Source organism: Pseudolactococcus laudensis, assembly GCF_013449735.1.
In the GTDB taxonomy this organism is placed as follows: domain Bacteria; phylum Bacillota; class Bacilli; order Lactobacillales; family Streptococcaceae; genus Pseudolactococcus; species Pseudolactococcus laudensis.
Map to the genome: position 1 here is coordinate 234198 of NZ_JACBNY010000001.1, position 14839 is coordinate 249036.

At 39.8% G+C, this 14839-nt stretch carries 14 protein-coding genes; 12 read left to right on the plus strand and 2 right to left on the minus strand.

The window, feature by feature from the left end; translation table 11 throughout:
- Positions 1-44 precede the first annotated feature (44 nt).
- The 7 genes from HZR21_RS01205 (at position 45) to recR (ending at position 6920) form a co-directional block, all read left to right on the plus strand.
- Positions 45-950 carry a LysR family transcriptional regulator gene (locus tag HZR21_RS01205; protein ID WP_180745690.1) on the plus strand — a complete coding sequence of 302 codons (906 nt, stop codon included), beginning with the start codon at positions 45-47 and terminating at the stop codon, positions 948-950.
- Positions 951-1150: 200 nt separating this feature from the next.
- Positions 1151-1846 carry a phosphoglycerate mutase gene (locus tag HZR21_RS01210; protein WP_003138937.1) on the plus strand — a complete coding sequence of 232 codons (696 nt, stop codon included), beginning with the start codon at positions 1151-1153 and terminating at the stop codon, positions 1844-1846.
- A 463-nt stretch (positions 1847-2309) separates the two neighbouring features.
- The gene (locus HZR21_RS01215) at positions 2310-2822 is read left to right on the plus strand and encodes a hypothetical protein (RefSeq protein ID WP_180745692.1); all 513 of its coding nucleotides are present in this window, start codon (positions 2310-2312) and stop codon (positions 2820-2822) included.
- Positions 2798-3199 (plus strand): hypothetical protein, encoded by a 402-nt coding sequence (locus tag HZR21_RS01220; protein ID WP_180745694.1) that lies wholly within the window; start codon positions 2798-2800, stop codon positions 3197-3199. Before HZR21_RS01215 ends, HZR21_RS01220 begins: the two co-directional genes overlap by 25 nt.
- A 220-nt stretch (positions 3200-3419) precedes the next feature.
- Positions 3420-4097 (plus strand): sortase domain-containing protein, encoded by a 678-nt coding sequence (locus tag HZR21_RS01225; protein ID WP_180745696.1) that lies wholly within the window; start codon positions 3420-3422, stop codon positions 4095-4097.
- Between the two features lie 84 nt (positions 4098-4181).
- Entirely contained in the window at positions 4182-6296 is a 2115-nt protein-coding gene (locus tag HZR21_RS01230) for a penicillin-binding transpeptidase domain-containing protein (protein WP_180745698.1), read from the plus strand.
- 24 nt (positions 6297-6320) lie between these two features.
- Complete coding sequence (gene recR, locus HZR21_RS01235) at positions 6321-6920, plus strand: recombination mediator RecR (RefSeq protein ID WP_031366547.1); 600 nt, start codon at positions 6321-6323, stop codon at positions 6918-6920.
- Between the two features lie 61 nt (positions 6921-6981).
- Here the strand turns inward: recR and HZR21_RS01240 are convergent, their stop codons facing one another.
- On the minus strand, positions 6982-7308 hold the full coding sequence (locus tag HZR21_RS01240; protein WP_180745700.1) for a type II toxin-antitoxin system YafQ family toxin: 327 nt from the start codon (positions 7306-7308) through the stop codon (positions 6982-6984).
- A complete protein-coding gene (locus tag HZR21_RS01245) occupies positions 7301-7585 on the minus strand; it encodes a type II toxin-antitoxin system RelB/DinJ family antitoxin (protein WP_180745702.1) in 285 nt (94 codons plus the stop codon). The genes HZR21_RS01240 and HZR21_RS01245 overlap by 8 nt, the downstream gene beginning before the upstream one ends.
- A 173-nt stretch (positions 7586-7758) precedes the next feature.
- On the opposite strand from HZR21_RS01245, the gene HZR21_RS01250 reads away from it, so the two are divergent.
- The 5 genes from HZR21_RS01250 (at position 7759) to HZR21_RS01270 (ending at position 14610) form a co-directional block, all read left to right on the plus strand.
- Positions 7759-8808 (plus strand): D-alanine--D-alanine ligase, encoded by a 1050-nt coding sequence (locus tag HZR21_RS01250; protein ID WP_180745704.1) that lies wholly within the window; start codon positions 7759-7761, stop codon positions 8806-8808.
- Between the two features lie 56 nt (positions 8809-8864).
- A complete protein-coding gene (locus HZR21_RS01255) occupies positions 8865-9584 on the plus strand; it encodes a MurR/RpiR family transcriptional regulator (RefSeq protein ID WP_180745706.1) in 720 nt (239 codons plus the stop codon).
- 502 nt (positions 9585-10086) lie between these two features.
- Positions 10087-11532, plus strand: coding sequence for a PTS sugar transporter subunit IIC (locus HZR21_RS01260; RefSeq protein WP_180745708.1), 1446 nt, complete (start codon positions 10087-10089; stop codon positions 11530-11532).
- Between the two features lie 129 nt (positions 11533-11661).
- On the plus strand, positions 11662-13116 hold the full coding sequence (locus HZR21_RS01265; protein ID WP_180745710.1) for a glycoside hydrolase family 1 protein: 1455 nt from the start codon (positions 11662-11664) through the stop codon (positions 13114-13116).
- 69 nt (positions 13117-13185) lie between these two features.
- On the plus strand, positions 13186-14610 hold the full coding sequence (locus HZR21_RS01270; protein WP_180745712.1) for a 6-phospho-beta-glucosidase: 1425 nt from the start codon (positions 13186-13188) through the stop codon (positions 14608-14610).
- Positions 14611-14839 lie beyond the last annotated feature (229 nt).

A 14839-nucleotide genomic window follows, 5' to 3' on the forward strand; every position in this document is an offset into this window, starting at 1 on the left:
AAAAAGTGTATAATGTATGTTATACACTTTTTATTGGAGTAAAAATGAACATTAAGCAATTAAGATATGTCGTCGCAATCGCTAATACAGGTACTTTTCGAGAGGCAAGTGAACAACTCTATGTCAGTCAGCCGTCAATGTCTATCGCTGTTAAGGATCTTGAAACTGAATTAGGATTCAAGATTTTTGAGCGTCTTAATACTGGCGTGAGTTTGACGATTTCTGGAGAGCGTTTTTATGAGCAAGCTCAGAGTGTTTTACGTGATTTTGATACCTTTGAGGCTAAATATCTAGCGCCGACGACAATGCAACATAGCTTTTCAGTTGCCAGTCAGCATTATGATTTTTTGGCGCCAGTTTCAGTTGAGTTTTCTGAAAAAAATCCTGAGATCAAAAATATTAGATTATTTGAATCAACAACTTATAACATTTTGAGTGAGGTATCAGACGGTTTGTCCGATGTTGGAATTGCTTACTTAAATAATCACAATCGCTTAGGGATCACCCGAATGCTAGATAAGTTGGATCTTGAGTTTGAAGAGTTGATGACTTTTAAAACGCATATCTATCTGCGGCAATCTCATCCTCTAGCCAATAAAGAGTTTGTGACTAATGATGAATTGAGACATTTAAGTCGGGCTCGATTTACGCAAGAAAATGAGCAATTTCTCTATTATTCAGAAGACTTGGTTGAAACCTTTGAAAATACTAAGATATATAATGTGACAGACCGAGCATCACTTAATGGTATATTAGAGCGTACAGATGCCTATGCCACTGGCTCAGGATTTATCGATAAAGAAAGTGTTCACGGTATCCGAGTAATTCCATTAGAAGATGGCAATGCCAATACCTTGATTTTTATCAAGAAAAAAGGTCAAGTCTTATCAGAAGTTGCTAAATCCTACAAACGCAGTCTGGAAAACTATTTTGAGCAGAATAAGTTTTGAGATAAATCTTGAAAAAATCATGAAAATGCGCTCAAAAATAGTGGTAAATCATTCAAAAATAGTGTAAAATAATAGGGTATTGTTTTAAAATCATTTGAGTTTTGTGCTTTGTAATTTGATTGGTGGATTGACAAATAGTCGTTACACATTGATATCTTAGCAAAAACAAAACTTAATATCTTACAGGAGAAATTAAAAACATGGTAAAATTAGTATTCGCACGCCACGGCTTGTCTGAATGGAACGAAAAGAACCTCTTTACTGGTTGGGCTGACGTAGATCTTGCTGAGCAAGGTGTTGCAGAAGCGAAAAAAGCTGGTGAGTTGATTAAAAATGCTGGTATCGAATTCGATATTGCTTTCACGTCAGTTCTTAAACGTGCGATCAAAACAACTAACTATGTCCTTGAATATTCTGACCAACTTTGGGTACCAGTTGAAAAATCTTGGCGTTTAAACGAGCGTCATTACGGTGCTTTGACAGGTCTTAACAAAGCTGATGCGGCTGTTCAATATGGTGACGAACAAGTTCTTATCTGGCGTCGTTCATACAACGTGAGCCCAGATCCAATGGCTCATGATGCTGAATTTTCTTCACATGGTGACCGTCGTTACGCACACCTTGAAGATTCAATCGTACCAGATGCTGAAAACCTTGAGTTGACACTTGAACGTGCTTTGCCTTTCTGGGAAGACCAAATTGCACCAGCACTTAAAGATGGCAAAAACGTTTTCGTTGGCGCACACGGTAACTCAATTCGTGCCCTTGTCAAACACATCAACAAAATGAGCGCTGAAGAAATCTTGAAATTCGAAATTCCAAACTTCCCACCATTGGTATTCGAATTCGACGATAACTTGAACAAAACAGCTCAATATTACTTGGAAGACAAATAATATAAATCAAACCACTGCTTATGTAGTGGTTTTTTTATTCCTGAGAATGGTAGCAGACGTGTAACAAGTACCTTATTTTGTTATAGGTATAGCGGATGCATCCCCTGTAAACTTGAGATAGTTCTCATCTATTTAGCATCTCACTGGCATTAAAATGAATAAAAGTATCATAAAATAAAAAATATGGACAAAATGCCAGTTTATTCTTTAAAAAATATAAAATTTATGTTAAGATAACGAGTGTAGTGGTGCAAAGCGCATACTCATTTTTACTTGTAATCTTTAGTTGAGGGGCTTAGAAGATTAAATTTATAAGTGGTGAGGAGGAAGGTCATGTCTGATTAGGCATTACGGCGCAATAGTTGGTGGCTTGCGAGCTGTGATGAATTCATGATGTTTATGGGAGTAGATGTTGCATAAAGTTTAGCACATTAACAATTTTAAAAAAGAAAAAGAGGAAATTATGGGATTTTCAAAAAGCAAAAAAGTTTTGACAGCGGTTACAATTGCGACTGCATTGACTGGGGCAGCAGTATTGGCGGCACCGACAGATTTTTCTGGGACACTTGTGGCACAAGCTGCAACACAAAGTATTGATTTTAGTAAAGCTGATGCAGTGATTGCGAAGTACAACGCTTTGGTTGAAGCAGATTATACAGCAACATCTTGGGCTACTTTGAAAGTAGTTGAGCCAAAAACAAAACAGTTTGAAGAAATGATCAAACAAATGAAAGCGTTAACTCCGTCTGAGGTTTCTGCCAATATTACTGAGAATGGATCAACAGAAGCTGAGATTCAAGCTGAGCTTGATTTGTTTGCTAAAAACTTAAATAACGCAATTGATACACTTTTGGTTAAAAAATCAGAAGTTGCAAACATTAATTTATCAGGAATCAAAGCTGCGATTGCAAGATATAAAGCTTTGAAAGAAGCTGATTACACACCTGAATCATGGGCAGCATTCAAGCTAGTTTAGTTGATAAAAAAGGTGCACCATTTGATGTCAATGCTTATGAGGCAGAGATAGCTGACTTTGAATCGTTGACACCAGATGAAGTGGTTTATTTTTTAAGAATGACAGGCCAGACTGCAGCTCAACTTCAAGATTCAGTTGACCACGACGCAGCATTAATCAATAAAAGTATTGATTTGTTAGTGGCTGGTGCAACATCACAACCTACTGCGACAGTTGCTAAAAACTTGCCGACAATATCAGCACCTAAAGGTGCGGTGGCTAAAACAAATGCAACACCAGTAGCAAAAGAGTCAACAGTAGCACCTTTTGCGCTTTTAGAAGTTAGTGCACTTTCAATGTTAGGTTCTGTTGCTTATAAAATTCGCAAAGCAGACTAATCAATAGGATGTTTAAAAACTAAGTGACAGTTCTAGGGTTGCTTGGTTTTTATTATCTTCTATCATTTTTGTTTTATAGTATAATTATGGTAGATATGAAAAAAGAAATGTAAAGTGGGATAGAAACGTGAGACCTAAGCAGCTAGTAGAAATCATAAAAAAAGCGTCTAAAAAGACTAAAAATCGTGTGAGCACGATTGTATTAATTGTCGCTAGTTTGATGATGGTGTTAGCAATTTGGTGTCTTATCCCTGATACCAAGGTTGAAAAACCAAAAACATCACATTCGCAAGTTGCGATTGATCGGCAGTTACTATCGGAATATTCGAAGGAAGCTAATGATTCTAAAGAACAGACCATACCGATGCAAGAAAGTATGCTTGATTTTGATGAGAGCCTAAATTTTATAGGCCAAGTCATTATTGACAAGGTTGGCTTGGATTTGCCGATTGTAAAAGGTAGAGGGAAAGAAGACGGCACCGGATTTGATAAGGCGATATATGCTTGTACCAATAAAACAACCCAAAAATTAGGTGTGAATAATTATGTTTTATCTGCCCACAGTACTTATCTATCAGCGACAGATTATTTCAGTCCGCTTTTAGTCAATGAAGACGGCAGTTTTGATATGAAACAGCCAATTGTATTGGAAAAACTGAAATTAAAAATCGGTGATGAGATTAAAGTTAATCAAGCATCTGAACAAACGCAATACCGATTTAAGATTACAAAACTCTTTATTGATGATGGGCAAGGTAACTTCAACGCGACCTATCAGGCTATGGCGGATAAGGTTGGTCAAGCGCAACTCACTCTGTATACCTGTACTGATATTGATGGCGAGAATCGCCTGGTCATACAGGCTGACTTTCTTGATAAAGGAAGTCTAAGCCCGTAACATCAAGTCAATCAATTTGAATTGCCAACTTTTAGCGAGGTTGGCAGTTTTTTTTTAGACAAAAGTATCGTATAATGGTAAGTAATGAAATCAAAAAATAGTTCTCAAAAAAATAAATCACCTAAAGTCTTAGAAAATCCTTCTAAGGCTATCTTAAAACGTATTAATGTCTTGTTTTTCCTTATTTTTGCTTTATTCCTGATTTTGGTTGGTAGACTATATCAGATGCAAATTGCTAATAAAAGCTTTTATGACAAGAAACTTGAGACATCGGGATCTTTATCAACGGTTACTGAAGGAACAGCCCGTGGTCAAATTTATGACGCCAATGGCGTGCCTTTGGTATCGAATCAAGCGGTACAGACGATTAATTTTACGCGTAGTAATACGATGACAGCAGAAGAAATGCGACAAGTTGCGATTAAGCTTGTCAGTGTAATTCCAGAGTCTGTCAAAACAGATACCTTGACTGAGCGTGATAAAAAGGATTTCTTCTTAGCTGATCCTGAAAATTTAGCTAAGGTTCAAGAGCGTGTCCCGGCAAAAGAACGCATTAATTCTAAAACAGGCGAAAAATTGTCTGAGGGAGAAATCTATGCTAAATATGTCAAAAAAGTGACTGATGAAGAGATTGCTTATGATGCGGATACAGAATTAGCTGCCAAACTTTATAAGCGAATGAACGCTACGTCTAATTTTGCGACGACCATTATTGCGTCAGGGAATTTCACCGCTGAACAACAAGCGACAATTGCTGAAAATGAGCGGTCATTTAAAGGGATTTCAGTTGGTACGACTTGGGAGCGAGAGTATGCAGATTCGCCTTTGACCAGCATCTTAGGGACTGTTACCAGTGAAAAAACAGGTATTCCGGCAGAAAGTCTGGATGACTATCTGAAAAAAGGTTATTCACGCAATGATCGTGTCGGCACTTCATACTTGGAAAAAGGCTATGAAGATGAACTTCATGGTACCAATGCTGTGAAACAAATTACGGTTGATAAAAATGGTAATGTGACAGGCGAAAAAGTCCTGAAACAAGGCGAAAAAGGCAAGAACCTGAAATTGACCATTGATTCGAAATTCCAACAAGGTGTGCAGGATATTCTGAAAAATAATTTTGCTATCCTTCAAGCTGAAGGTTTTGGTGGTCATTCAGAAGGTGCCTACGCTGTGGTCATGAACCCAACTACTGGAGCTATTTATGCTCTTGGTGGGATTCATTATGACATAAAAACTGGTGAGCTCTCAGATGATACGCTTGGTACGATTCAAAATGTTTTCATTCCAGGGTCTGTGGTCAAAATGGGTACAATCGCTGCAGGTTGGCAAAATGGTGTGTTATCTGGTAATCAAGTCTTAAATGACCAACCGATTCAAATTCAAGGTTCACAAGTGAAACAGTCTTGGTTCACAAATGGGATGTCAACACCGATTTCTGCTGTTCAGGCTTTGGAATATTCATCTAATACCTATATGATTCAGACTGCACTAGACATTCTAGGTCAGCCCTACCACCCCAACATGACAATCTACACCTCAAAACTTGAGGATTCCTTTAAAAAATTCCGAAAAACTTATGGTGAATTTGGCTTAGGTGTTCCGACAGGCCTTGATATTCCAGGTGAGTCACCAGGCTTTAACGGTGAAGATGAAACAGCAGCCAACTACTTGGATGAAAGTTTCGGTCAGTATGATAACTATACGCCTTTGCAGTTAGCCCAGTATGCAGCGACCATTGCCAATGACGGTAAGCGCGTTGCTCCTCATCTGATAGAAGGTGTCTATGACAGCAATACAGACGGTTCACTCGGCGCTCTGACTAAGAAAATCGAAACCAAAACACTTAATATGGTTGATATTTCAATTGAAAATGTGAGCTTGCTCCAGCAAGGCATGTATCAAGTCACGCATGGTGGTAACATGGCGACTGGTAAAGATATTATGGCAAATGCGAGTGTTAATATTAATGCGAAAACCGGAACATCAGAGACGTATAAACTCGATGCCAATGGCAATCAAGTCTATCTGTCAGTGAATAATGTCGTGGCATATGCACCGTCTGAAAAACCACAAATCGCGATTGGTGTCATGGTACCTGATACGATTATTAAACCTGACGGCACAACGACTCATGCCAATCAAAACATCACACGAGATATTGTCAATCTCTACAATTCAATGTACGATTTCAAATAAAACCTAAAAATGAAAGGCTCAAATATGGCTTATTATCCAGAACCAATTGCCAAGCTAATCGAGTCTTACGCAAAATTACCCGGTATTGGTCAAAAAACGGCAACTCGTCTTGCTTTTTATACGATTGGTATGTCAGACGATGATGTTAATCAGTTTGCAGCCAATCTTTTGTCGGCTAAACGCGATCTCCACTTCTGTAGCATCTGCGGGAATCTGACGGATGCGGACCCTTGTAACATCTGCAGTGACGAATCGCGCGATCGAACGACTATCTTTGTGGTTGAGGAATCAAAGGATGTCCTTGCTATGGAAAAGATTCGTGAATATAACGGTCTCTACCATGTCCTGCATGGCACGATTAGTCCGATGAATGGTGTCAGCCCTGATGATATTAATGTTAAAACCTTAATTACGCGATTGATGGATAGTCAGGTCGCTGAGGTGATTATTGCCACCAATGCGACAAGTGATGGTGAGGCGACTGCCATGTATTTGGCGCGCATCATTAAGCCCGCGGGGATTAAGGTGACGCGTCTGGCGCGTGGTCTTGCTGTTGGCAGTGATATTGAGTATGCTGATGAAGTCACGCTCAGTAAGGCTGTCGAGAATCGGCAGGAGATTTAAAAAACTAATAAAAATAAAATGCTCTCCCAGATACAAGGTCTGGGAGAGCATTTTCGTTTATTTAGTCAAGCTTGCCTTGTCTAAGTCGTTCATGATTATAAATGCCAACTAGACGAATTTCGTGTTTCGCTGTGACATCTGCGTAGACAACTAGCACATCATCAGCAACATGAAATTCCATAAAGCCAGCCCAAGGTTCGTCCTCTAAACGATGCAAATAATAGACATATTCCTGTGGCAATGTACCAAATTCTTTTAGAATGTCTTTGGCGACTTTGATTTCCTCAATAACAGACATAATTTCATCAAAATTTAAACCTAAACGTTTGTCTAAGGTAGCTAGATGTCGGTCAAATCGGTTTGTTGTTTTGATGGTAAACTTAGTCATGCGTGTACTTTGCCTTTACTTTTTCAAAATAATCCCCAGGTATCTCTTTAGCATCGTCTTCAATGATACCTAGTATTTTTTCTTGTTCTTCTTGCCACAACTGCTTATAAACTTTATTTTGGACTCGGACTTCAAAAGGAGCACCCTGTTCAGTAACAGCTTTTTTGACAAACATTGTTAAAAATGATGTTGTTGTTAAGCCTAACTCTTTTGATAGTTTTTGAAATTCTTTTTTTAATTCATCATCAATTTTAAAATTAATTGTACTTGTTGTCATATCTTTACCTCCTGATATATTTATACACTAATTATATCATTGTGTGTATTGTTGTCAAGATATATAAAATATTTCCCTCAGTATGATAGTGTCATACTGAGGGAATTTTTATCAAATCGCACCGTCGCTTTTGTGATATAATAAATTTGACTAGATTATTTCAAGGAGACAAGATGTCAAAACAAAGTTTGATTTTATTATATGGCGGTCGTAGTGCTGAGCGTGAGGTATCGGTATTATCAGCGGAGAGTGTGATGTTTGCGGTTAACTACGACAAGTTTGTGGTGAAGACGTTTTTTATCACGCAAACGGGTGAGTTTGTCAAAACACAAGTTTTCACTGAGACACCTGTTCGGGGAACGAAATTAATGACCAACGCAACGGTTGTTGCGGCTGATATCGTGTCACCTGCTAGTATTTATGAAGCAGGAGCTGTTGTTTTTCCTGTCCTTCATGGTCCTATGGGTGAAGATGGCTCAATTCAGGGTTTTCTTGAGGTACTCAAGATGCCTTATGTGGGGCCGAACATTACTTCAGCTAGTGTGACCATGGATAAAATCATGGCCAAGCATGTCTTTGAGTCTGTCGGTGTACCACAAGTACCGTATGTTGCTTTGACGGATTTAGCTGAACTTGACGCTAAAATCGTTGAAGTGACGGCGACTTTGACTTATCCAGTCTTTGTTAAACCGGCCAATATGGGGTCGTCTGTCGGCATCTCCAAAGTCGCATCTGAATCTGACTTACGTTCTGCCATAGAAGCAGCACTAAAATTCGACAGTCGCATTCTCATCGAGCAAGGGCTTGATGCGCGTGAAATCGAGGTGGCGGTGCTTGGCAATTCTGATGTGATGACGACCTTGCCCGGCGAAGTGGTCAAAGATGTGGCGTTTTACGATTACAATGCCAAATATATCGACAATCAGATCACTATGGCGATTCCGGCGAGTATTCCTGAGGCAACCATGGCGGCGATGCGAAAATACGCGGAAATTGCTTATCGTGCAGTTGCAGGAACAGGCTTGTCGCGCTGTGACTTCTTCATGACTGCTGATCAACAGATTTATCTGAATGAAATTAATGCGATTCCTGGTTTCACGCAGTTTTCAATGTATCCTCTTTTGTGGGAGAACATGGGGTTAGCCTACTCGGATTTGATTGAAAAATTGGTTGAGTTAGCGCTTGAAGCCTTTAACATTCGGGAGAGTAAGCTTTCGGATTAAGTGGATTTTAGACAATGTCTTATATGTCCCTATATGAAAGAGCGAAAGGACATATCATGTTTGAAATTGAAAAAATCAAAAAATTAAACGAGACGGAATTTCAAATCTACAATTTTTTGATGGAGCATATGGCTGATGTCAGCAAGATGACAATTCGAGAATTAGCCCAAATGACACACGTGTCAGCAGCAACCATTGTCAGATTTTGCCGGCATTTGGGATTTGCGGGTTTTTCAGAACTTAAATTCCATATGATGCAGGCTAATCACTATGAACCTTCTTTGGAGAGCTACTATGCTAATTTTCTGGAGCTCAATTCCTTTTTGAAAGGTTTGACGGGGGCGACATTTCAGAAAAAATTGGCGCAAGCCTGTCAGATGATTGAGGATAGTGCTTACACGGTATTTAGGGGAGCCGGCACTAGCGGCGCTTTGTCTAAGTATGGTTATCGATATTTTAATAGTGTTGGTATTCAGGCAATCGCTATTACGGATGGTGGCTATCAGAATGCCTGCCTCATTGTTTTATCTGTTACAGGTGAGAATAAAGGTATTATGGAACGAGTACTGCAGTTTAAGCAGAATGGTGTGAAAATTATTTCAATTACGAATGACGAAAAATCCACTATTTCAAAGCTGTCAGACCTAAATTTTTCCTACTATATGATTGATGAATATGCTAGTAACAAGTCGATTAATAAGTTAATTTTGACGACACAGTTACCAGTTTTAGCTTTGATTGAAATTTTGGCGCATCATGTGCGAGTGGCACAATAATTATTTTAGAATGGCTAGGGAAACGATAACAAACCTTAGGGAATGTGAATTTCAAGGTTGTAATCGTTTTTTTTTTGCGCTTTTGGAAATGCTACGGATTTTTAAAAAAACAACGACAATTATTGGCATCGCTAATCAAGTTATGGAAGGGAATTATCATTTTGTTTCAACTTATGTAACAAGTTTCTTCCTGATTAAAAACTATATCATTTTGTCATCGTCTGGTTTATACTAGGTACAAGTAAGCGCTTACTGTTGTAATATTTTAGAAATTCTTGTAGGAGATGATGGTGCACGTCTAAAACCATTGGATGCTGACATTTGCTTGTGCTGATTTTGCGAAAGCAATCATTGAATTGTACAAGATGATTAAAGGGGTAAAACGATAGAGATTAGGGCAGGGCTGCCAAATACTTCTAGTTTTTTCTCTGAAAACGATGACTACTCGTTCATTTTTTAAATGTAAAGCTTGTCAGTTGATGAAATAAAAGGAGAATAATTTATGAATGCATTACAATATTGGTTGGAAAAGCATCTTGTTCCAGTCGCGGCAAAAATCGGTTCGCAAAAACACTTAGTTGCTCTGCGTGACTCATTCGTTGGTATGATGCCAGCGACGATGGTAGGGGCAATGGCAACGTTAATATCGGTTCTGATTGGCACAGTACCAGCTGCAGTCCAACAATTTGTACAACGTGGCGCATCTGATGGTTCCTGGACACTTTCGCATACACCAGTCTTTGAACAACTTGCTGGCATCTCGAATGTTGTTAGTCAGGGGACTTTGACAGTTATCGGTCTTATTTTTGCTTTTTCATGGGGTTACAACCTTTCGAAAGCGTACAAAGTCAATGAACTTGCTGGTGGGATTGTTGGGGTTGCGGCGTTAATTTCAGGTCTGCCTAATATTTTGTCGTTAGCAACTGCTGGTCTTTCTGAAAAAGCGATGACAACAGTTAACAATAATATTGCAGCACAGGGCATTGCAACTTGGAAAATGGGCATTTCAGTCGCTCATATGGATTCAGGCGCCTACTTTGCGGTTATCCTTATGGGAGGAGTTGCTGTCGTTATTTACGCCAAACTCATGCTTGCTGATATCACAATTAAGATGCCTGATTCAGTACCCCCAGCAGTATCCAAAGCTTTCTTGGCTATCATCCCAACAATTGTTTCAGTTTATGCTGTTTCAATCGTTTACTACTTTATCAAAGTATGGACTGGGAACGATATGATCTTCTTGATCAGTAAATATATCGCTGAACCATTCCAAGCCTTATCACAATCACTTGTTTCGGTATTAATTGTTACTTTCTTCGTCTCACTTTTCTGGTTCTTTGGTATTCATGGCACAAATGTATTAGGACCTGTACTAGATAGCATTTGGGGACCACTTCAACTTGCCAATATGGAAGTCTACAATAAAGTTGGTTTACAAGGTGTTAATGATCTTGTCGCTAAAGGTGCAATCGATAAAGCGCATGCAATCGACGGAAATTTCTTGACGCTTTGGGTACGCGGATCATGGGATGCCTATTCAAGTTTCGGTGGAACGTGTGGTACTTTGTCATTGATCATTGCTATCCTTTGGTTCTCTAAACGTGACGACTATAAGACAGTTGCCAAACTGTCTGTTGCCCCAGGTATTTTCAATATCAATGAACCTGTTATGTTCGGGATGCCATTAGTTTTGAATTCTCTTTTCTTCATTCCAATTTTATTAGCACCAATGGTGTCAGTAACGATCGGATATGTTGCGACAGTCTTACACTTGGTTTCACCAGTTGTCTTGTCAGTGCCGTGGGTAACACCACCATTTCTTAATGCTTTCATGGCGACAGGTTTTGACTGGCGTGCGATTCTTGTAACAGCTGTCTCATTTGCAGCAACATTTGCCATTTGGTTCCCGTTTGTTGTTGCGGCAAACAGCCTAAAAGAAGAAGTTTAAGCATCAAGTTTCTTGATTGAATCGAAATATCATATAACACATTGAAAGCTACAGGAAAAGTCATGAGATCATTGACTTTTTCTTTAAATCACTATATATTTAAATTGCAAAGCATGTCGAAGGAGTTACATGGAACATAAAAATTTAGCAACATTTCCCAAAGACTTTCTTTGGGTGAGTGCATCTGCAGCCTATCAAGTAGAGGGCGCTTACGATGAAGACGGGAAAGGCTTGTCTGTCTGGGATGATTTCGTTCGCATTCCAGGCAAGACTTTTAAAGGCACCAATGGCAATGTCGCCGTTGACCATTACCACCGTTATCAAGAAGATGTCAAACTCATGGCTGAGATGGGCATGAAAGCCTACCGTTTCTCAATCGCTTGGACACGTATTTTTCCAAACGGCACAGGTGAAGTGAATGAAGCGGGCCTGAAATTCTACAGCGATTTAATTGACGATCTATTAGCCAATGGGATTGAATCCTTGGTGACCATTTATCATTGGGATCTCCCGCAAGCACTTCAAGATGCCTACGGTGGCTGGGAATCGCGCAAAATCATTCCAGATTTCGTGAACTATGCTGAGACTTTGTTTAAAGCCTATGGTGATCGCGTGAAATACTGGGTGTCATTGAATGAGCAAAATATCTTCACACACATGGGATGGCAAATTGCCACACACCCACCTGGTAAAAAAGATCCAAAACTTTTTTATCAAGTTAACCACCATGCGAATTTGGCAAATGCGGCAGTCATTAATAAATTTCATGACATGAATATTGACGGTAAAATTGGCCCTTCATTTGCCTATTCACCACAATATGCTTTTGATTCAAATCCTTTAAATGTTTTGGCAGCAGAAAACGCTGAAGAATTGGGTGCACACTTCTGGATGGATGTTTATGCCTACGGTGAATACCCAATCGTTGCTTGGAATTACTTGAAAGCAAGAGGTCTGGCGCCTGAGTTTGCACCTGGTGATGCTGAATTACTCAAATCTGCCAAACCTGACTTTATGGGCTTGAACTACTATCAAAGCGGAACGAATACTTGGAACCCAATTGATGGCGGTGTTGAAAATAAAGACAGCTATCAGATGAACACGACAGGAAAAAAAGGAACGGCTAAAGCATCCGGTATCCTTGGCCTACAAAAAAGTGTGACCAATCCTTTTCTTGAAACGACAAACTGGGATTGGGCCATTGACCCAGTTGGTTTAAGAATCGCCTTGCGCCGCATCGCCTCACGTTACCGCTTGCCAATCCTCATCACGGAAAATGGTTTGGGCGAATACGACAAACTAGAAGACGGCCAAGTCCACGATGATTACCGCATTGACTTCTTGAAAAAACACGTCCTAGCTATCAAAGAAGCAATTTCTGACGGCGTTGACGTCATCGGTTACACCACTTGGAGCTATACCGACCTTTTGAGCTGGCTCAACGGCTACCAAAAACGCTACGGTTTCGTCTATGTTGATCAAGATGAAACAATGACAGGTTCACTGAAACGCATTCCGAAAGATTCTTACTATTGGTACAAAGACGTTATCACAAGCAATGGCGATGATTTGAGTCTCTTGTAATAAACTTTTGCAAGAGATTAGTCAATAGTCGCTTGGTAAATTATTGAGAAAAACTATTGGAGAGAAAAAATGACTTTAAGAAATGATTTTTTATGGGGTGGGGCGGTCGCTGCACATCAACTTGAGGGTGGCTGGCAAGCAGGTGGTAAAGGTGTTTCTGTTGCGGATGTTATGACAGTTGGTGCTAATGGTGTGGCACGCCGGATTACAGATGGTGTCTTGCCCGATGAAAATTATCCCAATCATGAAGCAATTGATTTTTATCATCGCTATAAAGAAGATGTGGCTTTATTTGCAGAACTTGGGCTCAAGTGTTTTAGGACTTCTATCGCTTGGACACGGATTTTTCCAAACGGTGATGAGCTAGAGCCTAATGAAGCAGGTCTGCAATTTTATGACGACTTGTTTGATGAATGTCTGAAATATGGGATTGAGCCAGTTATTACGCTGTCGCATTTTGAAATGCCTTATCACTTGGTGACTGAATATGGTGGTTGGCGGAATCGTCAACTGATAGACTTCTTTGTTCGTTTTGCGGAGACTGTCTTTAAACGTTACAAAAACAAGGTCAAGTATTGGATGACCTTCAACGAGATTAATAATCAAGCCAACTATGCCGAAGATTTTGCACCGTTTACAAATTCAGGGCTTAAATTTACTGACGACGAAGATAGAGAACCCGTTATGTATCAGGCTGCTCACTATGAGCTTGTGGCAAGTGCGAAAGCTGTCAAAATCGGTCATGACATCAATCCTGAGTTTCAAATTGGGAGTATGATTGCCATGTGTCCGATTTATCCGGCGAGCATGGATCCGCGGGACATCATGAAGGCGCAGGTTGCCATGCAGCGCCGTTACTGGTTTAGCGATGTGCATGCGCGTGGTCATTATCCGAGCTACCTGACGGCTTACTTCAAGCGTCGTGGTTTCAAACTTGACATCACTGAGGCTGATAAAAAAGATTTGGCAGCAGGAACAGTGGACTACATTGGCTTTTCTTACTACAGGAGCTTTGCGGTGAAAGACACGGATAATGGTGCTGGTTTTGATTACGACGAGGCGAAGGAGTTGATTCGGAACCCTTATGTTGACGCGAGCGAATGGGGGTGGCAGATTGACCCGCTTGGCTTACGCTATGTGATGAACTGGTTTAACGAGCGCTATGAATTGCCATTGTTTATTGTTGAAAATGGTTTTGGTGCAGTAGATGAAGTTGTCGATGGCAAGATTCACGATGACTATCGCATTGCTTATCTACGTGCCCACATTGAACAAATGATAGATGCCGTCGAAATAGATGGGGTTGACTTACTTGGCTACACACCGTGGGGCTTTATTGATTTGGTTTCTGCCGGAACTGGCGAGATGAAAAAACGTTATGGTATGATTTATGTCGATAAAGATAACGACGGTAAAGGCACACTGAGTCGCAGTAAGAAAGACTCTTTTGATTGGTATCAAAAAGTGATTAAAAGTAATGGTAAAGAACTGTAAGTAGCAGCAGATATCACGTCATGAAATAAAAATGAGGCTAGGACAAAAGTCTTCAGTCACTAAAAGAGAAAATCAAACTCGGTAATGAACTTAAAACTGCCAGTTTGCTTTTCTTTTTTTGTATGGCTTTGCTAATAGAATCAGCGAATTTTTCACTGGTTTCGCATTGTTTTGGCAAAAGAGATTGTACAAAAAATGTAGCTTTTGTCTAGCTTATTAGATTGTTCGT

Coding starts and splice junctions, on each gene's coding strand:
- HZR21_RS01265 (WP_180745710.1), top strand. CDS start 11,662: ATGGAACATAAAAATTTAGCAACATTTCCCAAAGACTTTCTTTGGGTG.
- HZR21_RS01225 (WP_180745696.1), top strand. CDS start 3,420: ATGATGGTGTTAGCAATTTGGTGTCTTATCCCTGATACCAAGGTTGAA.
- HZR21_RS01260 (WP_180745708.1), top strand. CDS start 10,087: ATGAATGCATTACAATATTGGTTGGAAAAGCATCTTGTTCCAGTCGCG.
- HZR21_RS01215 (WP_180745692.1), top strand. CDS start 2,310: ATGGGATTTTCAAAAAGCAAAAAAGTTTTGACAGCGGTTACAATTGCG.
- HZR21_RS01220 (WP_180745694.1), top strand. CDS start 2,798: ATGGGCAGCATTCAAGCTAGTTTAGTTGATAAAAAAGGTGCACCATTT.
- HZR21_RS01255 (WP_180745706.1), top strand. CDS start 8,865: ATGTTTGAAATTGAAAAAATCAAAAAATTAAACGAGACGGAATTTCAA.
- HZR21_RS01245 (WP_180745702.1), bottom strand. CDS start 7,585: ATGACAACAAGTACAATTAATTTTAAAATTGATGATGAATTAAAAAAA.
- HZR21_RS01205 (WP_180745690.1), top strand. CDS start 45: ATGAACATTAAGCAATTAAGATATGTCGTCGCAATCGCTAATACAGGT.
- HZR21_RS01240 (WP_180745700.1), bottom strand. CDS start 7,308: ATGACTAAGTTTACCATCAAAACAACAAACCGATTTGACCGACATCTA.
- HZR21_RS01270 (WP_180745712.1), top strand. CDS start 13,186: ATGACTTTAAGAAATGATTTTTTATGGGGTGGGGCGGTCGCTGCACAT.
- recR (WP_031366547.1), top strand. CDS start 6,321: ATGGCTTATTATCCAGAACCAATTGCCAAGCTAATCGAGTCTTACGCA.
- HZR21_RS01250 (WP_180745704.1), top strand. CDS start 7,759: ATGTCAAAACAAAGTTTGATTTTATTATATGGCGGTCGTAGTGCTGAG.
- HZR21_RS01230 (WP_180745698.1), top strand. CDS start 4,182: ATGAAATCAAAAAATAGTTCTCAAAAAAATAAATCACCTAAAGTCTTA.
- HZR21_RS01210 (WP_003138937.1), top strand. CDS start 1,151: ATGGTAAAATTAGTATTCGCACGCCACGGCTTGTCTGAATGGAACGAA.